The sequence below is a fragment of the Shewanella sp. S1-58-MNA-CIBAN-0166 genome (genome assembly GCF_040310085.1).
Lineage (GTDB): Bacteria > Pseudomonadota > Gammaproteobacteria > Enterobacterales > Shewanellaceae > Shewanella.
Genome location: NZ_JBEOPN010000006.1, coordinates 1 through 23,485, shown reverse-complemented (window position 1 = coordinate 23,485; position 23,485 = coordinate 1). Strand labels below are relative to the sequence as shown.

Annotated in this window: 16 protein-coding genes and 2 tRNA genes; 8 read left to right on the top strand and 10 right to left on the bottom strand. The window is 41.2% G+C overall.

Annotated elements, in window-relative coordinates; translation table 11 throughout:
- Positions 1-33: 33 nt before the first annotated feature.
- The 6 genes from AAEY99_RS05485 to AAEY99_RS05460 all read right to left on the bottom strand — a co-directional run bounded on the left by AAEY99_RS05485 (position 34) and on the right by AAEY99_RS05460 (position 9,987).
- Positions 34-2,283: a PAS domain-containing protein gene (locus tag AAEY99_RS05485; protein ID WP_350979037.1), complete on the bottom strand. Its 2,250-nt coding sequence runs from the start codon at positions 2,281-2,283 to the stop codon at positions 34-36.
- Between the two features lie 90 nt (positions 2,284-2,373).
- Positions 2,374-3,006 (bottom strand): TatD family nuclease-associated radical SAM protein, encoded by a 633-nt coding sequence (locus AAEY99_RS05480; protein WP_101085335.1) that lies wholly within the window; start codon positions 3,004-3,006, stop codon positions 2,374-2,376.
- Positions 3,007-3,149: 143 nt separating this feature from the next.
- Positions 3,150-6,302 carry an efflux RND transporter permease subunit gene (locus tag AAEY99_RS05475; RefSeq protein ID WP_351009569.1) on the bottom strand — a complete coding sequence of 1,051 codons (3,153 nt, stop codon included), beginning with the start codon at positions 6,300-6,302 and terminating at the stop codon, positions 3,150-3,152.
- A 2-nt stretch (positions 6,303-6,304) separates the two neighbouring features.
- Positions 6,305-7,504: an efflux RND transporter periplasmic adaptor subunit gene (locus AAEY99_RS05470; RefSeq protein WP_101085337.1), complete on the bottom strand. Its 1,200-nt coding sequence runs from the start codon at positions 7,502-7,504 to the stop codon at positions 6,305-6,307.
- A gap of 453 nt (positions 7,505-7,957) precedes the next feature.
- Positions 7,958-9,178, bottom strand: a complete 1,221-nt coding sequence (srmB, locus tag AAEY99_RS05465) for an ATP-dependent RNA helicase SrmB (RefSeq protein ID WP_101085338.1) — start codon at positions 9,176-9,178, stop codon at positions 7,958-7,960.
- A gap of 53 nt (positions 9,179-9,231) precedes the next feature.
- Positions 9,232-9,987, bottom strand: coding sequence for a tRNA1(Val) (adenine(37)-N6)-methyltransferase (locus tag AAEY99_RS05460; RefSeq protein WP_101085339.1), 756 nt, complete (start codon positions 9,985-9,987; stop codon positions 9,232-9,234).
- A 481-nt stretch (positions 9,988-10,468) separates the two neighbouring features.
- On the opposite strand from AAEY99_RS05460, the gene brnQ reads away from it, so the two are divergent.
- The 4 genes from brnQ (at position 10,469) to recJ (ending at position 15,521) form a co-directional block, all read left to right on the top strand.
- On the top strand, positions 10,469-11,800 hold the full coding sequence (gene brnQ / locus AAEY99_RS05455; protein WP_192114239.1) for a branched-chain amino acid transport system II carrier protein: 1,332 nt from the start codon (positions 10,469-10,471) through the stop codon (positions 11,798-11,800).
- A 103-nt stretch (positions 11,801-11,903) separates the two neighbouring features.
- Positions 11,904-12,809, top strand: coding sequence for a site-specific tyrosine recombinase XerD (gene xerD, locus AAEY99_RS05450; RefSeq protein ID WP_101085341.1), 906 nt, complete (start codon positions 11,904-11,906; stop codon positions 12,807-12,809).
- 144 nt (positions 12,810-12,953) lie between these two features.
- The gene (dsbC, locus tag AAEY99_RS05445; RefSeq protein WP_101085342.1) at positions 12,954-13,682 is read left to right on the top strand and encodes a bifunctional protein-disulfide isomerase/oxidoreductase DsbC; all 729 of its coding nucleotides are present in this window, start codon (positions 12,954-12,956) and stop codon (positions 13,680-13,682) included.
- A 114-nt stretch (positions 13,683-13,796) separates the two neighbouring features.
- Positions 13,797-15,521 carry a single-stranded-DNA-specific exonuclease RecJ gene (gene recJ / locus AAEY99_RS05440; protein WP_162023797.1) on the top strand — a complete coding sequence of 575 codons (1,725 nt, stop codon included), beginning with the start codon at positions 13,797-13,799 and terminating at the stop codon, positions 15,519-15,521.
- A gap of 284 nt (positions 15,522-15,805) precedes the next feature.
- Here the strand turns inward: recJ and AAEY99_RS05435 are convergent.
- The 3 genes from AAEY99_RS05435 to AAEY99_RS05425 form a co-directional block, all read right to left on the bottom strand.
- Positions 15,806-15,892: transfer RNA gene (locus tag AAEY99_RS05435), tRNA-Leu, on the bottom strand.
- Between the two features lie 59 nt (positions 15,893-15,951).
- Positions 15,952-16,027: transfer RNA gene (locus AAEY99_RS05430), tRNA-Phe, on the bottom strand.
- A 328-nt stretch (positions 16,028-16,355) separates the two neighbouring features.
- Positions 16,356-17,117: an outer membrane protein assembly factor BamD gene (locus AAEY99_RS05425; protein ID WP_101085344.1), complete on the bottom strand. Its 762-nt coding sequence runs from the start codon at positions 17,115-17,117 to the stop codon at positions 16,356-16,358.
- 123 nt (positions 17,118-17,240) lie between these two features.
- On the opposite strand from AAEY99_RS05425, the gene rluD reads away from it, so the two are divergent.
- The 3 genes from rluD to clpB all read left to right on the top strand — a co-directional run bounded on the left by rluD (position 17,241) and on the right by clpB (position 21,681).
- Positions 17,241-18,215 (top strand): 23S rRNA pseudouridine(1911/1915/1917) synthase RluD, encoded by a 975-nt coding sequence (gene rluD, locus AAEY99_RS05420; RefSeq protein ID WP_059746300.1) that lies wholly within the window; start codon positions 17,241-17,243, stop codon positions 18,213-18,215.
- Positions 18,215-18,943 carry a peptidoglycan editing factor PgeF gene (gene pgeF, locus AAEY99_RS05415; RefSeq protein ID WP_351009567.1) on the top strand — a complete coding sequence of 243 codons (729 nt, stop codon included), beginning with the start codon at positions 18,215-18,217 and terminating at the stop codon, positions 18,941-18,943. Before rluD ends, pgeF begins: the two co-directional genes overlap by 1 nt.
- A 164-nt stretch (positions 18,944-19,107) precedes the next feature.
- A complete protein-coding gene (clpB, locus tag AAEY99_RS05410) occupies positions 19,108-21,681 on the top strand; it encodes an ATP-dependent chaperone ClpB (RefSeq protein ID WP_101085346.1) in 2,574 nt (857 codons plus the stop codon).
- A gap of 60 nt (positions 21,682-21,741) precedes the next feature.
- On the opposite strand, the gene AAEY99_RS05405 is transcribed toward clpB, so the two are convergent.
- A complete protein-coding gene (locus AAEY99_RS05405; RefSeq protein ID WP_351009565.1) occupies positions 21,742-22,185 on the bottom strand; it encodes a DUF4124 domain-containing protein in 444 nt (147 codons plus the stop codon).
- 99 nt (positions 22,186-22,284) lie between these two features.
- Between AAEY99_RS05405 and pssA the strand changes: the two genes are divergently transcribed.
- Positions 22,285-23,118 (top strand): CDP-diacylglycerol--serine O-phosphatidyltransferase, encoded by an 834-nt coding sequence (pssA, locus tag AAEY99_RS05400; RefSeq protein WP_350979042.1) that lies wholly within the window; start codon positions 22,285-22,287, stop codon positions 23,116-23,118.
- Positions 23,119-23,485 lie beyond the last annotated feature (367 nt).

Genomic DNA, 23,485 nt, shown 5'->3' with positions numbered 1-23,485 from the left:
AATTTTACGGCGGTTATTACTTTAATTGTTACTTTAAGTGCTACTTTGTTTATTCGTAGGACGAGTAAAGGCTTGGCAAATGTTCTGGTCAACAGATTGTTTAGCTCTTTTTAAGGCTATTTCAGCGTTAGCAAGGTATGTATCCAAACTTTGTGGCTGCAAATAGCTGGCGATACCAATGTTAATCCCTTCACCTAAATTCTTTTCTTCAAGACTTTGAAGCATATTAATCGCATATTGATGTGCAGAGTTTGCATTTGTTTCGGTCAGTAAGATAACGAGCTTTCCGAGCTGCCATTGTGCTATTTGGTAATTAAGCGGTAACTCAATCAATAATTGTAGCTCAATGTCTTTTTGGCGCTTTTCAAGCTGGCTCATGTTACCCATGTTACTGAAAATCCCTTCTGGGTTAATGTCCATTACCAGTAAGCTTGAATGTTCTTTAGTGAGCTCGCTAAGTTTGAAAAAATAATTTTCTAGCTCATTTAAACGTAACACTATGGCACTTCTATGGCCAATGACGTTGCTACTACTTTGGGCCGACACCGTTGGGGTTGTCTGTTCAAATGTGCAAATAAGGTATTCAATATCACCTTCAAATGTCAGCTGGCCTGCTAGCGTCGTTTTTAAACAATGCTCATAACGACTGTGGTTAAATGGCATAATTTGCGCAGTCCACTCTCCTTGCAAGCTAATTTGTGCACTAATATTTTGCCATTGATTTTTCAACTCATCGCCGAGTAATTCAGTGATCGAAATATTGGTGTCTCCGTGTAAAGACATCAGGTTATCAAATTGGTTATTACATTTTACTATTAATCCATTTGCATCGGTGAGTGCCGTAGCAACCGCTCCGCTACTCATTAATTGATAGAGATAGGCTTGGCGCTGGCTTTCAAATAATGCGGTAATGTCTTCAAATGTCACTAACCAATAATGCTCATTACTGTTAGGGCATTTTTTACTGCGAATATGGGTTTGCAACATACTACTATTAAGCGTTTCTAAACTGATCTCACCATGCCATTGCTTATTCTCAATTAACGTCTCTTTAATGTGATTGAAGCGATCATCATCAAGGTGTAACACTCGTTGTAAACTGCGGTCTTTAAGAGCGTCAACTGGCAAAGATAATGCCGCAGCTGCTTTGGCATTAATGCTCTGGATTCGACCGTTATCATTAACGATTAAGCAGCTTAATTCGCTGTTAAACAAACCGTTGCTCAATTGAACGCTATTTTGCTTTGCGCGTCGCTCGAGTACAAATCGATGTCTTAGTATAATCAATAAACTGGCTAACAGTGCGATGAGACATCCAGCGATAATGACTACAATTCGCCATTGTGCATAACGAGTGGCAATGTCGTCATGGCGAATATAAGACAATAAAAAGTATTCTCTTTTAGTCTCATATTGACTGGTTAACTCGACTTTTAAATACACGAAAGTGGCATCATGGCTGTGAAACTGGCCAAAGTTATTCATAGCCATCACTCGCCACAATTCTGGGTAAGACTGCTTTAAACTTGCTCCAAGTGCATCGGGCATATTGTCTAGTGGTGCAGGTTGGTTGGCTCCTGCATAGAGGAAGCCTTGAGTATCCAGCATGAGCAATGGTGAATTTTGATTAAAAAAAGCCGGTTTTATAGTTTCAAGTAATTTAACGATCGAATTGTAAGTGACTAAATACCCTTTGATACTTTGGTCTGGATTTTCTATCCATGATAACTGATAAAAATAGGGCTCTAAGATGCCATCAATGGGAGTAAATGCCATGGGTGAAGTGTAAATGTCGTCGCCGCCCATATTTCTGCCCGAGCCTAATAATGCCGCGGGAAGTTGCATGTTATTGAAACTACCGGTGGTGGAAAACTGGAGTTGTCCTTGAGGGTTAAACAATGCCAACCCAAGCAGTTCTGGAATATTGTTAGTTAATGAATCCCAGTTTTCGATGGTTTTTAATTGCAGCTTTTCTGATGGGTTTTGCAGATATTGGCGCAGTAACTCACCTTTGGCGATGATTTGGGTTCTAAACTGCAAAAATGACACTTTGTCAGACGCTAAGGACGCGACAGTTTGTAATTCACTATAGCGTTGGTCTGCCCAATCTTCTTGTAGGCGACGCTCGCCTAAATTGACCACCATACTAGTGACAATAAACACTGCTATTAATAAAATAATCAATTGGCTTAGCAGCGAAAGAATATGCTGTTGCGACCAATGAGTTGCCTGTGAAGAAATTAATAACGAGTTTGAAGAACTCACTGCTTTGTGTTTAGACATGGTGCCACTTTTTTAGCATTCTCTTGGTGGCAATACTAGCATGAAGCCGGCAGTGGCGAAAACGTCTAGCTGCGATTAGGCGCTATTTGTTTAACCAATGTTATCAAGTTCTCGTTGTTTAAATACTACGCCATTTTGTTGTGCGATATCGCGGCAGCGGTCAATGTTGACATTTGCGAGTCCGTTAATGGCACTTACTTGAACGAGAGGGATGTAATGAGGTGCAAGCTTAATAAAATCCAGTAATGCAGTGTACGAATTGGCAAGCTTAGGGCGGCAATGCTGTTGGTAGCTTTCAGGTGTATCGGCGTTAAGCGAAATAGACAAACTGTCGATGCATTGACTGAGCTCTGGCAAAATATTGCGTCGATGAAAGTGATTACCCAGGCCATCAGTGTTTAGGCGTACTTTACCGCCTTGTGCTTTTATTGCATGAGCAACTTGCAGTAAGCAGTCAAGGTTTAGAGTTGGTTCACCAAAGCCGCAAAAGACATATTCTTCAACCTCATGAACATCGCCTAACAAGGGCAACAGGTCCTCTGCAGTAATACGTCGGGTGAGTGATAAGTCATAGTCGTGTACTTGATTTGAGCCATTATGTTTGGGGCAAAATTGGCATCTTAAAGTGCACCTGGCGGTAATGTTGAGATAACGGTGCTTGCCGATATCGTAAACTAAGGTTGGTATAGGTGAGGTGGGTATCGGTAAAGTTGTGTCGCTCATGTCAGGCTTTTTTCATAGAGATTATAGCGGTCATTTTAGCTGAATTTTAATGGTGACTATGTTGCTCAGCTCGCAGATTTTACTGCAAAAAAAACAGAGCTGAGTTAGCTCTGTTTTTTTGTTAACAATTGGGATTAATTCAATTAATGGTGCTCGTCAGATCTGAATTCACTTTCAGCAGGTTTAGGTTGCCACCACCAATTGAAAAATCGTTGCCACAAGCGTTTTATATCATCCAAAATGATGTACAAAATTGGCACCAAAATTAACGTCACTACGGTCGAAAATAAAATACCAAATGCGAGCGATGTGGCCATTGGGATAACAATTTTAGCCTGTAAGCTTTTTTCCATAATAATCGGCACTAAGCCAACAAAGGTGGTGAGCGAGGTTAATATAATGGCTCTAAAACGGTAACAACCAGAATCGATAGCCGATTGCATTATCGATTTGCCCTCTTCGCGAGCGCGGTTAACAAAGTCGACCAAAATCAACGAGTCATTTACCACAACCCCCGCTAACGCCACAATTCCGCACAAACTTAACACGCTCATGGATAAACCAAGAATATAGTGGCCAAACAAGGCGCCAATCATGCCAAACGGAATCACCGACATAATGATTAACGGTTGTGTGTACGATTTTAAAGGGATAGCCATTAAAGCATAAATGGTGAACATGGCAAAAAAGAAGCCTTGGGCTAAACCCAGCATGGCATTTTGCTCATCTAAACTGCCACCATCTAAAGCTGAAGCCACTTTTGGGAAGCGCGCGGTGAGTTCAGGTAAAAAGTCTTCCTGAATTTCGGCGACCACTTTAGATGGCTCAACATTGTTTTTATTCACATTGGCACTAATGGTAATTGCTCGGCGACCATCAACTCGGGTGATCGATGCATATGACTCACCCAGTTCGATATTGGCTACCGTTGAAAACGGTACCGCTGCGCCTGACGGGGTGCGGATAAGCATGTTTTCAAGATCGCCCACAGTGCGGCGCTGCTCAAGTGGGTAACGTACCATGACTTTCACTTCTTCTTTATTACGCAAAATACGTTGGGCTTCATAACCATAAAAGCCGTAACGGACTTGGCGAGCTAAATCTGACAGTGTTAATCCTTGCGCTTCGGCTTCTGGACGAATGTTTAAGCGGATCTCGTGTGAACCCGATGAGAAGTTATCGGTAATATCATACACGCCTTCGTAAGTGGCTAGTTTTGCTTTAAGTACCTTAGCGGCCTCAGATAACTGGTCTAAGTCGGTTGCGGTTAAGCGAAACGATAAATCGCCACCGGCATCGTTGGTACTGGCATTGATGTTAAGCTTTTTAACTGACAATAACTCAGGTAATTGATTACGCCACTCTTCCGCAATTGCGACGCCGTCGATTTCACGGTCTTCGCCTTTAGTCAGTTCAGTAAACACAAACGCACTGCTGCGTGAACTAAGTTCGATATAGCTGTGTTTTACCATTGGGTAACCGTATTGCTCTTCAAGCTTGGCGTTCATCTTATATAACGCATCCTCAACTTGTTGCAGTACTTTTAGGGTGTTCTGCTCAGAGCTACCTTCTTCCATTTCAAGCTGGACTTGAATAAAATCTGATGGAATATCAGGGAAGAAAACCCAGCGTACTTTGCCACTTTGCACTAATGCAAGCGACAAAATTAGTACCCCAATAAACACCGCCACCACGCTATATCGTCGCGTAATACAACGTTCTAAAAAGTGACGATAGGTATTATGAATAAAGTGTTGTAACCATTCATTAAGGGCAAATTTAAAGCGCGAGAAAATGTTAGTCGGTGTAGTGCGTTTTTTGATTTTCATGTGGGCCAAATGCGCAGGTAGAATCAGTTTTGATTCGATCAGCGAAAACGCTAAACACAAAATCACCACCATACCGATGGATTTCCAAATAATCCCCATGGGCCCAGACACCATAATCATCGGGATAAAGGCCGCAATAGTGGTGAGTACCCCAAACGTGGCGGGCATGGCTACTTTTTGCACACCTTTTACGACGTTATCCAACGAGTGGCCGTTTTCTTCTAATTCGGTATAGGCACTTTCGCCGATGACAATGGCATCGTCGACGACTATCCCCAGCACCAGAATAAACGCGAATAAGGTCAACATGTTAATCGACATGTTAAACGGTTCAATTGGCATTAATAACATGGTGCCCAAAAAGCACACCGGTAAGCCCATCATTACCCAAAAAGCGAGTTTAAGGTCTAAGAACAAAGCCAGAATAATAAACACCAGCAGGGCGCCATAAAACATGTTCGACAACATCATGTTTAAACGACCTTGCAAGTAGTGAGTTAAATCACCCCAGGTATCAAGTTTAATATTGCTTGGTAAGCTTTTTTTACGTTCAGCAACGTAGGCTTTAACTTGAGATGAAATATCTAACGCATTTTGATCATCAATACTGGTAATTTCAATGACGGCAGCAGGTTTACCGTTAAAACGGGTGTACTCTAAACGCTCTTCAAAATCATCATTAATGGTAGCGACTTGCGGTAACATAATTCGGCTGCCATCTGCGCGAGTCTCTACCACAATTTGGGCAAAGTCATCAGCAGTATAAGCTTGGCCTTTAGTACGCAGTAAGATGTCACCGTCTTGGGCCCGAATAGAACCGCCGGGTAAATCAATCGATGAGTTTTGTACCGCTAAAGCGACTTGAGTAAATGTAATGCCATATTCGCGTAACTTGTCTTCAGACAGTTCAATGCCAATTTCATAGTCTCGAACACCAGTGACTTTTGCACGAGTGACGGCAGGTAAATCGGTGATGTCGTCTCTGATCGCTTTAGCCATTTCTTTCATGTCATGTAGCGTCATGTCGCCATATACAGACACCCAAATGACATTGTTTTCTGGCTTTATTTGATAAATGTTGGGTTTTTCGATGTTATCAGGGAAGGTCGCAATGGCATCAATACGCAGTTTTGCTTCATCTAGTACTTGCTGCACTTCGTAGCCGTCTTCGACTTCAATCGTCACCGAGCCAACACTATCACTGGCAACAGACGTCACTTTTTTAATGCCGCTAATATCTTGAATAGCTTCTTCTATTTTTATATTAATCCCTTCTTCAATTTCTTGTGGCGCAGCGCCAGGATAGGCCACATTGATATTGATGAGATTTAATTCAAACGTTGGAAAAATTTCTTTATTAATAAGCACAGCACTAAACAAACCGCCAATAAGCAAGGCTGCCATCAGTAAGTTGGCGGCGACACTGTTGCGAGCAAACCAGGCGATAATTCCTTTATTAGTATCCATTATTATTCACCTGCAGTCGTAGCGGCTTGGGTGTCAGTATCGACTGGTTCAGTTTTGGTTTCTTCACCAAGAACTTTAATGGCTTGTCCAGAGTTTAAGCTGTTGATGCTAGTGGTTGATACGCGCTCATTCGCTTTGAAACTGCCTTGAATATAAATGGAGTCAACGTCTGAACGAATAATATTCACTGGGCGTATTTCGATAATATTGTCGGCACTTACTACAGCAACCTGACCATTTCGTACTACATGGCGAGGCAGTTTTACCACATCATTAACGGTTCGACCTGTGATCACGGCATTAACAAAACTGCCATATTTTAAAGGTAGTTGGCCTTCGGTTTTGTTGTTACGCAAATAGGGATCATGAATTTCTGCTACCAAATAGACCATGCGAGTTTGTTCGTCGATGACATTTTCGCTGCGCACTATATTGCCTTGCCAAGAGACTTGTTTACCCGCCAGCAATGCTGTGAGTGTGACTGCTGTTTCAGGATTATCGACCGACTCTAAATAAGCGAGATCTTCATTTGCTAACGGCAATCTGATTTCAGCGATACTGGTGTCGTATAGTTCACCTAAATTTGTGCCTAACGTGACATATTGGCCTAAGTCGACATTGCGGGCCTTAATGATGCCGTCAAATGGTGCGCGAATAACGGTGCGGGCTAAGTTACGTTGTGCTCGGGCTAATGCCGCTTCTGCATACTTGACGTTGGCTTGTTCTTTTTTCAGTTGTGGGATACGTAACCCAAGTTCTGGCGGTAAGCCTTTACCAAAATCTTTAAATTCAATTTTAGCCACAACACCGCGGGCTTTCTCTTCATTTAATGCTGCAGTGGCCTGTGCGACAGTCGCTTCAGCCTGAATAAGGTCAGCTTCGTAATCAGATGGTTCGATAATGGCTAGTTGCTCGCCTTTTTTAACTACGCCACCGGCAACAAAATTGGCTGAAATACTTAGCATGCGCCCTTGAACTTCGGTGACAAGTTGAGTTTTATATTTAGGGTTAACCACACCATAGGAGGGTAAGTTAAGCGATAAGGTTTGCGGCGTAACGGTTTGCACATCAATTATCGGTACACTGATGGCTTCATCTTTTTGCTCGGGTGTCTCTTGGGTGCTAATAAGTGCCAGGGCTAGCCCAACAAATACAATAATGATCAAGAGTGGTGACAATCTTCTTAGTATGATTTTTATCATTTCTTTTGCGTATCCATGCTGAAATAATGCTAAAGACAGTTAACTTCGTTGGCTAACATGTTCATTCAGATTCATTTTATTACTCATTGCATCTAAATTAACAGAGTATGACGTTTATCTAAATAGCCTGATGTAAATAAAATGTTTCAAAAAATTGTGTTTTTTATGATTCTACGATTAACGCTTAATAAGTTGGTTTTTTTGATATGTTTTAGCAAGAATAAAATACAGTATGAAAGTATTAATCCATAGCCATTAATGGTTTAGAGTCTATTTTGTTGGTGGGTGTTTTTTGTGCATAAATTGACATATCTTGACACTTTGTGGCGGTATTCGGTCTAGTTAATGATGATATATAGCGCTTTAGGGATAAAAAAAGCGAATCACTGAGTAATTCGCTTTAATACTAGTTGGTCAATGTGTTTTAGGACACTGCAAAAAGCTGCCTAAAAGTTACTTTTTCTTATATTTTTTCGATTTAACTCGAGCATCTTTTGCATTGGCTTTTTTCTTACCAGGCACTTTAGCTTCTTTGTGTTTAGGACGAAGTTCTTCAATCACACGACGTTTCAGTGGGATCTCAATGTATCGTTCAATTTTAGACACAATACGCATATCGTGCGCTTCAACTAGTGATATTGCGGTTCCTTTTGCGCCAGCGCGAGCGGTACGGCCAATTCGATGAACATAGGCGTCAGCAGAACGTGGCATGTCAAAGTTAATCACATGAGTAATGTCATCAACATCGATTCCTCGAGCTGCAACATCTGTCGCCAAAAGTACATTAACTTCGCCTTTAGAAAAACGACCCAATGCTTGGAAACGTTTTTTCTGTTCCATATCGCCGCGCATAAATGCACATGGGATATTGGCTTTTAGTAATAAGCCTTCAAGGCTGGCGACCATTTCGCGAGTTTTAACAAACACAATGGTGCGCGTAACATTTTCTTGTTGAAGAATATGGCATAACAATGCAAATTTATGTGCTTGATCGTCGGCCAAGTGAACCCATTGGTGTACTTTAGCTTTTTCACTGCGTGGCGCTTCAACATCGACCATTACGGGATCGGTTAATAAGTCGCGAGCGAAACGGTTAACCCCATTACCTTCAAGCGTGGCAGAAAACAGCATGTTCTGTTTGCGGCCTTGAGCTTCAATGGCAATTGATTGCACTACTGATGAGAAACCCATATCAAGCATGCGGTCAGCTTCATCAATAATTAAAATTTCAACTTCAGTGGCGTCAAATTTGTCTTTATCTAGGTATTCCATTAATCGACCTGGGGTGGCGATTAATAAATCAACATTGTCTGCAAGTGCTTCTTCTTGTGGGCCATATGGAACACCACCAGTAATAATGACGATATTAAGCTCAAGCCCAGTGGCTAAATGACTTGCATAACGATGAATTTGACTGGCTAATTCACGCGTTGGCGTTAGCACCAAAATACGTGCTTGGCCTTCAAAACGACGAGGGAAGTCAATAAGGTGCTGTAAAGCAGGCAGTAAAAAACTGGCCGTCTTACCGGTGCCAGTTGGCGCACGCGCTAAAATATCCCGCTGATCCATGGCCAATGGAATAGTTTGCTGCTGAATGGTGGTAGGGGTGTTGTGTCCCATGGCCTTGAGTGACTCTAATAAGCTAGGGTCGAGCTGGAAATCTTCAAATTGCATGCGCTGGTCTCGCTGAAAAATAGTTGAGTATTATAGCTGACCTATTGAGCAGGCTAAAGCTTTAAGTAGAATGGGCGGCATAAATCTATCATCGTTTCGCTATATCGCTCTTGTTTGTCGCGGATCGTCATTTGATGATACTGAGTTTCAACAGCAGGATGAGTGAGTGTTTGTGGTTCAGTTGTTGTTGGGTAGTGCTGGATTGCCAATATTGATCGGTTAGCTACCTTTCCTTCAATGCTAATGATATCAAGCTGCTTAGCAACGAATAGACCATAAGTGTTAAGTTGTTGAGTAAAACTGGCTAGACTTTGCAGTGGCAAAATAACACTTGCCGTGCCTTGCGGAGCAAGTAATTGGCTAATCACACTCTGCAATTCGGCAAAGGGCAAAGTATTAGTATGCCTGGCGTCAGCTCGTGCGCTATTTTTGGCTTGTGTGCCCTGCTCAAAGTAGGGTGGATTACAAATAATATGGTCGAATAATGGCTCATCATTCTTTTTGTGCAGTTGTTGAAAGTCTTGAATAGCACCGTGAAAGAGTTGCACCGTCTCTGACCAAGGGCTTTGTTTAATATTAAATTGGCAAGCCTTTGCGGCTGCATTGTCTATTTCTACTGCAATAATACTCGTGTGGCGAGGACTACGTTGTGCTGCCATTAAACTGAGCAAACCGCTTCCTGCACCAATATCCAGAATATGCCTTGATTGAGTTAGTTCAGCCCAAGCACCGAGTAAAACTGCATCAGTACTGACGGCCATACCACACTGTTGATCATCGATATGAAATTGCTTAAACGTAAAAGACATAGATAATTGATTACTCTTTCGATTGTATGAACTACTCGAATAAGATCATAACCGCTTTGATTTTTACTGTCGCGTGTTAATTCCCTCTGACCTGTACCGTTGACTTTTTGTTACGAAAAATTAACTTTAAAATCATAGATGTGGTGGATATGTACACAAGTCTTGCCATAAATCGTAACTAAATAGTTTTTTTTAATTGTTTAGGGGGCTGGAGCTTGAGTATTAAGGCGATATTTGATATTAGTTTGCGCGCTTTTTTACTCGTAAAATCGAGTAAAAAGTCTAATTAAGGCTATTTGACAGGGATGTTATGCTGAATAATGAGCTAGCGAGTCATTTTCGTTACTCTCTTAACAAAGTTTACTATTTTCTAAGTGTATTTTTAACTTTACAATTTATTGTTCGTTCAGCTCAGCAGTAGCTAATTATGGCGTAATCAATTAGGTTTGTTAAAAAACATAACAATAAAACGAGGCTAGTAGTGCAAACAACTAAAATGAGTGTGACTGATACGCTAGGGTTAGGGTTTATGACCTTTGCGTTTTTTTTAGGTGCGGGTAACTTAATTTTCCCACCTTTTGCTGGCATGCTTGCTGGCGAGAATATGTCTTTTGCGATGTTCGGTTTCTTAATTACCGCAGTGGGTATGCCACTGATAGGGTTAATTGCCGTTGCGAAAGCTAACGGTAAAGTGATGGCGCTATTACCTGCGTTTGCTGCCACATCATTAGCCATTGCGATTTATATTATCATTGGCCCAGCATTTGCGGCCCCACGTACTGCGCTGGTGGCGTTCGAAATTGGCGCGAGACCTTTTATTAGTAATCCAGATGCGTTAATGATGCTTGGCGGCAAAGAGTTTAGTATTGCGCAACTTATTTATACTTTGGTGTTTTTCTCCATTGTGATGTTTTTATCTTTATTTCCTGGAAAATTACTCGATAGCGTAGGTAAAATACTTACGCCAGTATTGATTTTACTCTTGGTGGGGTTAGCCAGTTCAGTGATTATTCTTCCTGGCGCAGAGGTGAACCTTCCGGTCGGTGAATATATTAATAGTCCATTAACCAAAGGAATTATTGAAGGTTATAACACCATGGATACCTTGGCATCATTGATGTTTGGTATGTTAATCATCGATTTGTTACGCAAAAAAGGCGTTAACGATGCCGCCGATCAAACTAAGTATTTAGTTCGTGCAGCATTTATTGCTGCTGGTGGGTTAGCGTTTGTGTATGTGTCGTTGTTTTATCTTGGTGCTTCAGCAGGCGATTTTGCTATTGGTGCAGACAATGGCGGCCAAATTTTAACAAACTATGTGACTCATCATTTTGGTAATATTGGTACCTTAATGCTGTCAACGGTTGTAACGCTTGCTTGCTTAACGACGGCCGTTGGCTTAGTTACAGCCTGCTCTGAATTCTTCAATGAATTAATGCCAAAATTATCGTACCAGTTACTAGTGGTTTTATTAAGTGTGATATGTGCCACTGTCGCTAACGTAGGTTTATCGCAATTAATAAGCATCAGTATTCCTGTGTTAATGACTATTTACCCCGTTGCGATAGCATTGGTATTGGTAACCTTTTTGACAGAACGCTTTGCTAGACCTGCTTTTTCGCATCGAGTCGTGCTGAGTGTTGCACTGTTTTTCGGTATCTTTGATGGGTTACAAACGGCAGGCATGGACATGAGCTTCCTTGACTTTATGCCACTGCATGCAGAGGGGATGGCTTGGTTGCTACCTACTGCGTTAACAGCAATTGTGTGTTTGTTTTTACCTCAAAATCAGGCTCAAAAAGCGGATGCTTAATTGTTAAATAGATCATAATTAACAGATCAATATAACGACGTTATGATAGATTATCTAACGTCGTTTTTTATTATTTATTTTTTATTATTTATTGGATACCGCTTTGGCCAAACCTGCTTATCAACCCGATCCCTTAATTAACCAGTTTCTTGATGACTTGTGGTCAACTAACGGGCTAAGTGATAATACCTTGGTATCTTATCGTACAGATTTACAAAATGCTGAACGTTATGTTTTGACCAAAGGTAAGGATTTGCTGCAAGTTGACCAGGCCTTACTGCGTGACTATCTTGCTGAACGTTTTGATAAACAATTTGCTAAAAGTAGCACAGCGAGACTTCTCAGTAGTTTACGACGTTTTTATGCTTACTTATTAGTTAAACAGAAAATAAGCCAAGACCCTACAGCATTAATCAAGTCGCCCAAGTTAGTTCGTCAATTACCGGATACATTGTCTGAGGCGCAAATAGATAATTTATTATCAGAGCCAAATATTGATGATCCTATCGAGTACCGAGATAAAGCCATGTTAGAGCTGTTGTATGCTACAGGGCTGCGGGTAACCGAATTGGTGAGTTTAACGATGGAGCAAATTAGTTTACGCCAAGGTTTGGTGAGGGTGATGGGTAAAGGAGGCAAAGAGCGTTTGGTCCCTTTAGGTGAGCTGGCCATTACAGCTGTTGAACAGTACATCAAGTTTGCTCGTGCCGAGCTATTAAGTATGAAGCAGTCAGATGTATTGTTTCCCTCACGTCGTGGGCAAATGATGACCAGACAAACCTTTTGGCATCGAATTAAATTGTATGCGGCCAGGGCGGGTATTCAATGTCATTTATCACCACATACGTTACGCCATGCTTTTGCTACCCATTTACTTAACCATGGCGCGGATTTGCGTGTGGTACAATTATTACTCGGTCACAGTGATTTATCGACCACTCAAATTTATACACATGTTGCTAAAGTGCGCTTACAGCAACTGCATAGCCAACATCATCCACGCGGTTAGCTTAGTGTGATTTGTATCTGTGTAGGTTTCAAATCCTTACATTTAAGATTATGAGTATTTGTTGCGCTAGCGAAATTAAATCTGTAAGTTTTGCTTACGAAGTCGGGTCTATTGATTATGAACCCGTGTAATATAGGAATTACCATGAAGTTAACTAAAGCATTCGCCCTTGTTGCCAGCCTTATTATTGCCCCTATTGTGTCAGCGGCACCTGCGACCGATGTGTCCAATGAATCAGCGTTAAAGCAAAAACTCACTGAAACCTTGGGTGTCAACGTGATGCTCATTCAACAATCTCCAATCGACGGTTTATATCAAGCACTAACAGACCGCGGTGTATTATACGTCACCAAAGATGGCACAAAACTCATTCATGGCAATTTGTATGACATGGATAAAGGCATGAAAAACTTAACCGAGGCTGCATTGGCTGGACCTCGTATAGAGTTACTTAAGCCATTTGAAGATGAGATGTTGGTTTACAAAGCGAAAAATGAGAAACATGTTGTCACGGTATTTACCGATGTAGACTGTGGTTATTGCCGCAAGCTACACAATCAAATGCAAGGCTATAATGATTTAGGTATCACTATTCGTTATTTAGCTTATCCTCGTGCAGGTATTCCTTCTGCTAATGCAGACGAGATGCAAGCGGTATGGTGTGCTAAAGATCCTTTAAAAGCGATGTCAGAAGCTAAAGCGGGTGGTAATGTTAAAGCGGCAAGTTGTGATATTGATATTGCGGCCCAGTATAAATTAGGTATGTCGTTCGGGATTAACGGTACACCGGCACTGATTTTAGAAAATGGTGTGATGGTACCTGGCTATCAAGCTCCGGCTGATTTATTACGTACGATTGAATCGAATTTATAAATCAGACTAGTAAATCAACGTCGTAAAGTGTGTGCTAAAAACGTAAAATCAAGGTGAGCTTAGGCTCACCTTTTTGTTATGCTCTATTCTCTAATTACCCGTTAAGGTTGCCTTTTGTCTCATAAAATAGTCCGTCGTCCTCAGGTTGATGATAGTCATTTACCCGCTTCTTTATCGCCATTATTGAAACAGCTCTATGCTCGCCGTGGCGTCAATGAAGATAACTGCGAATTAATGCTAAGTAAGTTATTACGCCCAGATAGTATGAAAGGGCTAGCAGAAGCCGCCGTGATTATTGCGGATGCTATTGCTGCGCAGCAATCAATTTTGATTGTTGGGGATTTTGATGCTGATGGTGCTACGTCGACTAGTGTATGTATGCTGGCGCTGAAAATGATGGGGGCAAAACATGTTGATTACCTTATTCCTAATCGGTTTGATTATGGTTATGGCTTAAGCCCTGAAATTGTTGCGGTGGCTTTTACTAAAAATGCTGATGTACTCATTACCGTTGATAATGGAATATCTTCAATTGAAGGGGTGGCAGCTGCAAAATTGTTAGGAATGACTGTTGTCGTGACAGATCATCATTTACCTGGCAGCACTTTGCCCAATGCTGATGTTATTGTTAATCCAAATCAGCCCGGTTGTCAGTTTGCCAGTAAGTCTATTGCCGGTGTTGGAGTGGCGTTTTATCTAATGTCTGCTTTACGTGCGCAATTAAGGCAGCGTAATTGGTATCAACAACAGCAAATCACTGAGCCTAATCTGGGCATATTGCTTGATATTGTCGCTTTAGGTACTGTCGCTGATGTTGTGTCGTTAGACACTAATAACCGTATTCTCGTTAATGCTGGTTTGCAGCGAGTCAGAAGTGGCCGCTGTCGTGTTGGCATTACTGCATTGCTTGAGGTGGCGAAACGGAGTCCTGAAAAAATTGTTGCTGCTGATTTTGGTTTTGCGGTAGGGCCTCGACTCAATGCAGCTGGGCGTTTAGATGAAATGGCGCTAGGGGTTGAAACCTTACTGTGTGAAGACATCATGTTAGCCAGAAGAATGGCAGCGGAATTAGATGGATTAAACCAAGAGCGCCGCGAACTTGAAACGGGCATGCAACAAGAGGCATTAAAAAGTTTATCGAAAGTGTCACTCAATGAAGCTGATTTACCGTGGGGCATCGCCATTTTTCAGGATGATTGGCATCAAGGTGTTATTGGTATTTTGGCCTCACGGATTAAGGATCGTTATCATCGTCCGGTTATTGCTTTTGCCGATGCGGGTGATGGTGTAATAAAAGGTTCTGCCCGTTCGATTAAAGGCCTGCATATGCGAGATTTACTCGAACGCATTAATGGTCGCTTTCCTGGAATGATAACCAAGTTTGGTGGTCACGCTATGGCAGCAGGACTATCGTTAAAAGCAAATGTGTTTGAGCAGTTTAAGCAAGCTTATGATGATGCGGTAAGAGAAGTATTAGATTATGAACAGCTGACGGGGGAGCTACTCTCTGATGGTGAGTTATCGAGCCAGTTAATGACGCTTGATACTGCCTTTTTATTACGAAATGCAGGGCCATGGGGGCAGTCGTTTGAAGAACCACTATTTGATGGTGTATTCAAGGTAATACAGCAGCGTATAGTGGGTGAAAAACACTTAAAATTATTACTTGAAACGGAATGTGGCAACGCGATGTTAGACGGTATTGCTTTTAATGTGGATTTAGCAATATGGCCTGATGCAACCATTAAACATGCTCGTGTGGTCTATAAGCTTGATGTGAACGAGTTTAGAGGTAATCAAACTGTGCAGTTAATGGTGGATTATATTGAGCCGATGTAATCGCTGTTTTATGTTGTCGCAGATTTTTCTGGCGAGTTGATAGACTCGTCAGTGAACAAACTGTTTGATAGAGCGTAACGAGATAGCGATATTGTAGCGTTAACGTTCAACTGATTTTATAGCCAACGAGCTGAACATTAACTATACAGTAGAGTAATCCAGTTGATAGGCTACCTGAGCCGCTAAATAATATGTGGCTTTAACACTCGTCAAAGTGATACCGGCAACAAAAACAAAAAGGCCTCGCAATGCGAGGCCTTTTTGTTAAAACGGATAAAGTTATTTGGTACAGGTGAGAGGACTTGAACCTCCACGCCCTTACGAGCATCAGCACCTGAAGCTGACGTGTCTACCAATTCCACCACACCTGCAAAACATGTATCGAGAAATAACTTTATTCTATTAGTCGCTGTCGCCACCAATATAAATATGGTGCCCGAACCCGGAATCGAACCAGGGACACGAGGATTTTCAATCCTCTGCTCTACCGACTGAGCTATTCGGGCGACGGACGCAATTTAAAGGATTTTGACCCATTGAGTCAACCTGTTTTTTATATTTATATCAAAAATCGATTTGTTTGGATGTATTTTGGGCGTATCGAATGTTATTCAGCCGAAGTACCATAGTGTAATAAATACTTCACTCCTATGATGGTAACTAGAGTAAATGGTGTTATGGTGCCTCTTTTACTGGTGTGGTTACCATAACAAGTAAAAAATATTGAATATATAGAGACTCAAATTGCCAAGGCAGATAAATCAGGTATAAAAAACGCTCCAAGGAGCGTTTAATGTGAAACAATAATTAACAGTCGTAGAGTATGAATGATGACTAGTTAGATAATATTTCATTAGCTGGAAAGTTTGCTTTCATTACAGTTTTAACGTTTTGCTGTAATTTTTCCTGACCTAATTCGTCATACGCTTTAGCCATAATTTCTAATGCCCGTTCAGTTGAAGGTGTTCCTGGAAACTTCTCCATAACTGATTGAGCACGAACAGCAGCTGCACTCCATGCGTTCATTTTGATATAATATTCTGCAACTTGGATTGAATATTTAGCCAAACGGTTCTTTAAGAACTGCATACGTTGTTGTGCATCAGCAGAATACTTGCTATTTGGATACGATTTAATCAATCGATCAAAATCTTTAAATGCATCTTGAGCATTTTTGGGATCACGATCGGTACGATCAATATTCATTAAATCGTGAAATAAGTAATTATCTGCCTGCATATTGGTTAAACCACGCATATAATAGACGTAATCTATATTAGGATGCGTTGGATTGAGGCGTAAAAAGCGATCAATATTGGCAACTCCTGAGGCAGCATCATCCATTTTGTAATACGCATAAATCAAGTCTAATTGAACTTGAGTTTTGTGCGGACCAAATGGAAAACGAGAGTCCAATGCTTCAAGTGAACGAACGGCTTTAGAGTAATTACCTAATTCCATTGACGTTCTTGCTTGAGAGTACAGGACATCAGGTGATGCTTTACTGGCAACATCATCGTCTTCTGGACTGCTACTACAGGCTGTTATAGCCAGTGAAAGTAATACTAGGGCGGCACCTTGGGCAATTTTATACATACTTGAATTCAATTCTTTTTAAGTTGTTGTTAAGAATTTTTCCATTTCACGGTAAAATAGAAAACATCCGATTGTAACAGATAGCACATTCACTTTGGACCCCTAAACTGGGGTACGGTTCCTATGACACAAGAGATTAATCTAAAAAGCGAGATCACAGCAACACAAACCGGTCTGAGATTAGACCAAGCATTAGCTGGTTTGTTCCCTGACTACTCGCGTACACGCATCAAGGAATGGATCCTATCTGGTGCAATTACTATTGACGGTATCACAGTCGACAAGCCACGGGAAAAGGTTTTCGAGTCTCAGTTGATAGAAGTGACGGCAACACTTGAAGAAGAAGTGAGTGCTAAAGCGCAAAATATCGACTTAAATATTATTTATGAAGACGACCATATTATTGTCATTAACAAGCAAGCTGGTTTAGTTGTTCATCCTGGCGCTGGTAATGCAGACGGTACGTTGATGAATGCTTTATTATACCATTGTCCAGATATTGAACATGTACCAAGAGCAGGTATTGTTCATCGTTTAGATAAAGACACTACAGGGCTAATGGTTGTTGCTAAAACAGTTGAAGCACAAACGCATTTGGTTGCCGCATTACAGGCTCGTGATATTGTTCGCGAGTATGAAGCGATTGTATTAGGCACGATGACGGCAGGTGGCACGGTTGATGAACCTATTGAACGTCACGCAACTAGACGTACTCAAATGGCCGTTATCCATGGTGGTCGCCCATCGGTGACTCATTATCGTGTGTCTGAAAAGTTCCGAGCTCATACGCGTTTACGTTTGCGTCTGGAATCTGGTCGTACTCACCAAATTCGTGTTCATATGGCGCATATTGGTCATGAGTTAGTTGGCGATCCGGTTTATGGTGGTCGTCCTCGTCCGCCTAAATCAGCGAGCCCAGAGTTTTTTGAATTACTCAAAAACTTTAAGCGCCAAGCTTTACATGCAGTGCGTTTAGAACTTGCTCATCCATTTACCTGTGAAATCATGACTTGGCATGCGCCGATCCCTGATGACATGGTTGAGCTGACAAAAGCACTACGAGTCGATACTGAGCTTAATCCGATAGTGTATTTATAATGCTTGAGCACGATTGGCCAATACCTGTTAACGTTGCCATAGCGATGACAAATCGTTTTGGTGGCGTCAGTGTTAGCCCGTTTGATAGTTTAAATTTAGGGCTACATGTTGGTGATAAGCCTCAAGATGTATTCGCTAATCGTGCAATATTAACTCAGCAATTATCATTACCTGCTGAGCCAATCTGGCTTGAGCAAGTTCATGGTACTAAGGTTGTTGATGTACAAACATTGATGCCAGGTAGCGCGATAGCATTAGCTGATGGTAGTTACAGTAATCAGTTTGGCCATGTATGTACGGTAATGACGGCCGATTGCTTACCAATATTATTATGTAATCAACAAGGCACTGAAGTTGCCGCCGTTCATGCCGGGTGGCGCGGTTTGTGTGAGGGCATCATCGAGCAAGCATTGGCGATGTTTCATTCTCCACCGTCAGCATTAATCGCATACTTAGGGCCTGCAATAGGTCCTTGTGCATTTGAAGTTGGTAGTGAAGTTCGTGATACTTTTATCAATAAAAATCCGCAGGCTGCAACACATTTTGTTCAGAATAATGCTAAATATTTAGCTGATCTAGTCGGCTTAGCTAAGTTGCGTTTGTCTGCAGCAGGCGTTATTCAAATCTATAGTGCAGATGTGTGTACCTTTTCTGAACCTGATTACTTTTCTTACCGTCGTGACAAGCAAACGGGTCGAATGGCTTCTCTCATTTGGCTTAAATCTTAAGTTATTATCGTTAATAACCTTCAAGTATAAAAAATCAACAATTTTTTGATCCAGATTAAGTTTTAACCTTGAGTTTACATTAAATGCCCCCATCTTTAAGTTAACAAATTATTCATTTCTGAATTAATTTCCCATTCCACATGTATCAGATCCTAGGAGGTTGTATGAGACTCGATCGTATGACTAATAAGTTTCAAATTGCCATTTCTGATGCCCAATCATTAGCATTGGGACGCGATCATCAATTTATTGAACCTATTCATTTAATGATGGCGCTGTTAAATCAAGATTCTGGTTCTATTCATTCTTTACTTACACAAGCGGGCATTCGTGTTAGCGCGCTTCGTTCCGCGGTTAGCCAAGAGTTAGAGCGTTTACCGCAAGTTGAAGGTACTGGTGGTGATGTTCAGTTATCACAAGGGTTAATTCGTTTACTAAACCTATGCGATAAATTAGCGCAAAAGCGCAAAGACAAATACATTTCATCTGAATTGTTTGTCTTGGCGGCATTAGAAAATAATGACCCCCTTGCCAAAGCATTAAAAGATTCTGGTGCAAGCAAAGAGTTAATGGAAAAAACCATTGAAGACATGCGTGGCGGGCAGAAAGTTGATGATCCCAATGCTGAAGATCAACGCCAAGCATTGAAAAAATTTACCGTAGATTTAACCGAGCGCGCAGAGCAAGGTAAGTTAGACCCTGTTATTGGTCGTGATGAGGAAATTCGTCGCACGATTCAAGTGCTTCAACGCCGTACTAAAAATAATCCGGTATTAATTGGTGAACCTGGTGTTGGTAAAACCGCCATTGTTGAAGGTTTAGCTCAGCGTATTGTGAATGGTGAAGTCCCTGAAGGGATTAAAAATAAACGGGTATTGTCATTAGACATGGGCTCGTTAATTGCGGGAGCCAAATATCGTGGTGAGTTTGAAGAACGGTTAAAAGCAGTATTGAATGAGCTATCCCAAGAGGAAGGTCAGGTCATTCTGTTTATTGATGAGCTGCATACCATGGTCGGCGCAGGTAAGGGCGAGGGCGCAATGGATGCTGGTAATATGCTTAAGCCTGCTTTAGCACGTGGTGATTTGCATTGTGTCGGCGCAACAACACTTGATGAATATCGTCAATATATTGAGAAAGATGCTGCACTTGAACGCCGTTTTCAAAAAGTAATTGTTGATGAACCGAGCGTTGAAGACACCATTGCCATTTTACGTGGTCTAAAAGAGCGTTACGAATTACATCATCATGTTGAAATAACTGATCCTGCAATAGTTGCAGCAGCAACCATGTCGCATCGTTATATTTCAGACCGTAAATTGCCGGACAAAGCTATCGACTTAATCGATGAAGCGGCATCTAGTATCAGAATGCAGATTGATTCTAAGCCAGAAGTACTTGACCGCTTAGAACGCCGCGCTATTCAGCTTAAGCTGGAAGAACAAGCGTTAAGTAAAGAGTCAGACGAGGCCAGTCGTAAACGTCTTGAGTTTTTACAACATGAACTGAGGGATGTCGAAAGTAAAGCTTCTGAGATGAATGAGATTTGGCATACCGAGAAAGCAGCATTAGCAGGCACACAACATATTAAAGCCGATCTCGAACAGGCGAGAATGGATTTAGAAGTAGCTCGTCGTGCGGGTGACTTAACGCGGATGTCTGAATTACAGTATGGGCGTATTCCTGAGCTCGAAAAGCAACTAGATTTAGCATCGCAAGCAGAAATGCAAGATATGACACTGTTACGTAATAAAGTGACTGAGGTCGAGATTGCTGAAGTACTATCAAAAGCCACCGGTATCCCTGTTTCAAAAATGCTCGAAGGTGAGCGTGAAAAACTATTGCATATGGAAGATGCATTGCATGAGCGTGTAATCGGCCAAAATGAGGCTGTAGAGGCAGTATCTAATGCAATTCGTCGTAGTCGGGCAGGTCTTGCCGATCCACAACGTCCAATAGGTTCGTTCTTGTTCCTTGGGCCTACCGGTGTGGGTAAAACTGAGCTGTGTAAATCGCTAGCTAAGTTTTTGTTTGATTCAGAATCAGCTCTTGTGCGCATAGACATGTCTGAATTTATGGAAAAACACACCGTTTCGCGTTTAGTTGGTGCCCCTCCCGGATATGTGGGTTATGAAGAAGGCGGTTACTTAACTGAGGCGGTTCGCCGTAAGCCCTATTCAGTTATCTTGTTAGACGAAGTTGAGAAAGCTCATCCAGATGTATTTAATGTGTTGCTGCAAGTATTAGATGATGGCCGTTTAACTGATGGTCAAGGCAGAACGGTTGATTTTAAAAACACTGTCATCATCATGACCTCTAACCTTGGCTCAGATATTATCCAAGAGGGCTTTGGTCATACGAGTTATGAAGATATGAAAGCTGGAGTCATGAATGTTGTGACGCAAAGCTTCCGTCCAGAGTTTTTAAATCGAATTGATGAGTCTGTGGTATTCCATCCCTTAGACGCCGAAAATATCAAACACATTGCCAGTATTCAATTTGAATTATTGCGCAAACGTTTGATCGAGAAAGAGTTCGATATTGAATTATCTGATGAGGCTTTATCATTAATTGCTGAAGCTGGATTCGATCCTGTTTATGGTGCAAGACCCTTAAAACGAGCATTGCAGCAAGAAGTAGAGAATCCTTTAGCCCAAAAATTGCTGCGAGGTCAATTATTGCCAGGTAAAATGATTAAAGTCGTAGTAGAAGATGGCAAGCTAGCCTTCAATCAATAATGTTATCTAGCATTATCAGCTAACGTTTTTGAACAAAGGGAGCATTAGCTCCCTTTGTTATTATTTATTTTGACAAAATAACCTGACCCGTTCGGTATTTTCAGTAATAGCTGCTTGTCTCTGTTCTTCTGTCATTGAGACAGTTTCACCAGTAGTTTTATCTTGTTGATTTAATTTGCTGTGAGTGTTCAATACACTAAGGCTGTGCTTAGCACTTTCACAGATGTCTTTTGCTTGTTGTTTGTCTTTTTCATTAATGATTTTTGCTGATTGTTCTAATTCAGATTCCACGTTAACAGCGATTTTTTTTTGTGGTGTGTAAGTGCCAATTTTAGCGGGTTCCATATCCTCACTATAAATCTTGCTTGCATCTACATTTAGGGGCTGTTGTTGGCTGTAATGTACAACGCCAGCATCATCCACCCAAGTGTAAATGGTCGCGGCAAATAAACATGTACTAAATGCAAAAGTGGCTAAGCCAAAAACTAAACGCGTAATTCCCATGTGAGTTTCCCAGAGCTAATTGACGTTATGCTTGGATATTTCAAAATATGCTATCTTTGAGTATAAATCCAACAACTAAAACGATAATGTGTAAAGTGTATGCAAAATTCACCTAATCACCCAGTAAAAAATAAAGGTATTTACCTATTACCTAACTTATTTACTACCGCAGGGCTATTTTCTGGTTTTTATGCTGTCATTTCATCAATGAACGGTCATTTTGAGTTAGCGTCAATTGCTATCTTTATCGCTATGATTTGTGACGGACTAGATGGCAGAGTCGCAAGGTTAACCAATACTCAAAGTGATTTTGGGGCTGAATATGATAGTTTGGCCGATATGGTTTCTTTTGGCATGGCTCCAGCGATCCTTGCTTATAATTGGGCATTGCAAGATTTAGGTAAAGTAGGCTGGTTAGCTGCTTTTATCTACTGTGCTTGTGCAGCATTGAGATTAGCTCGTTTCAATACCCAAGTTGGTGTTGCCGATAAACGTTATTTTCAAGGTTTAGCTAGTCCCGCTGCAGCAGCCTTAATCGCTGGAAGTATTTGGAGCGGTTCTAAATATGAGCTTGACCCTACCGATATAAATTACCTTGCCGCATTGATTACTGCATTAACAGGACTACTCATGGTCAGTAACTTTCGCTATCACTCCTTTAAGGAAGTCGATTGGCGAGGGAAAGTAAATTTCGTGGTGATGTTATTGCTCGTAGGTGTGTTCGTTATTATTTCTGTAGAACCAGCCATCATTCTTTGTCTTGGTTTCTACATATATGCACTATCTGGACCTGTTATCACGATTAAAGCTATTAAGAAGTTAAAAGTGGCCCACATCGTTGGCGATGAATTGAATAAAACAGAGACACAACAACACTCAACCATCGATGACATCAATAATACTGATATTACCAACGAGAAAAATGAAAGTTAACTATAGAGTGATTTTCTTCAATAGCATCTAACAATAGAGTTTACGTAGTTAGTTCCTTTACTATATAGATAGCTGAGGTAATCGTTGTGACTTGCCAACATATTCATTAAATCATATCTTTTTTATCTAAATCTTAAATATGTACTATAATTCTTATCCGGTTTTATATTAGTTAATCTACTCCTTTGTATTATCTGAAGCTTAATTGAGCAAAATCGAACGCGGTTGTGTGTTTTTAGTACCGAGTTGTTTGATTAGTATTCGGTTGATTGCTTTTTTGCTAAAAGCTTTAAAAAAGGCCTTGCGCAAAACCGTGTGGTGCCTATAATGCGCATCCACTGACACGGCAGACAGCGCAAGCGGTTAC

Bases quoted from the DNA above. Each gene is read 5' to 3' on its own strand.
- AAEY99_RS05485 (WP_350979037.1), bottom strand. From the start codon at position 2,283: ATGTCTAAACACAAAGCAGTGAGTTCTTCAAACTCGTTATTAATTTCT.
- AAEY99_RS05480 (WP_101085335.1), bottom strand. From the start codon at position 3,006: ATGAGCGACACAACTTTACCGATACCCACCTCACCTATACCAACCTTA.
- AAEY99_RS05475 (WP_351009569.1), bottom strand. From the start codon at position 6,302: ATGGATACTAATAAAGGAATTATCGCCTGGTTTGCTCGCAACAGTGTC.
- AAEY99_RS05470 (WP_101085337.1), bottom strand. From the start codon at position 7,504: ATGATAAAAATCATACTAAGAAGATTGTCACCACTCTTGATCATTATT.
- srmB (WP_101085338.1), bottom strand. From the start codon at position 9,178: ATGCAATTTGAAGATTTCCAGCTCGACCCTAGCTTATTAGAGTCACTC.
- AAEY99_RS05460 (WP_101085339.1), bottom strand. From the start codon at position 9,987: ATGTCTTTTACGTTTAAGCAATTTCATATCGATGATCAACAGTGTGGT.
- dsbC (WP_101085342.1), top strand. From the start codon at position 12,954: ATGAAGTTAACTAAAGCATTCGCCCTTGTTGCCAGCCTTATTATTGCC.
- AAEY99_RS05425 (WP_101085344.1), bottom strand. From the start codon at position 17,117: ATGTATAAAATTGCCCAAGGTGCCGCCCTAGTATTACTTTCACTGGCT.
- rluD (WP_059746300.1), top strand. From the start codon at position 17,241: ATGACACAAGAGATTAATCTAAAAAGCGAGATCACAGCAACACAAACC.
- pgeF (WP_351009567.1), top strand. From the start codon at position 18,215: ATGCTTGAGCACGATTGGCCAATACCTGTTAACGTTGCCATAGCGATG.
- clpB (WP_101085346.1), top strand. From the start codon at position 19,108: ATGAGACTCGATCGTATGACTAATAAGTTTCAAATTGCCATTTCTGAT.
- AAEY99_RS05405 (WP_351009565.1), bottom strand. From the start codon at position 22,185: ATGGGAATTACGCGTTTAGTTTTTGGCTTAGCCACTTTTGCATTTAGT.
- pssA (WP_350979042.1), top strand. From the start codon at position 22,285: ATGCAAAATTCACCTAATCACCCAGTAAAAAATAAAGGTATTTACCTA.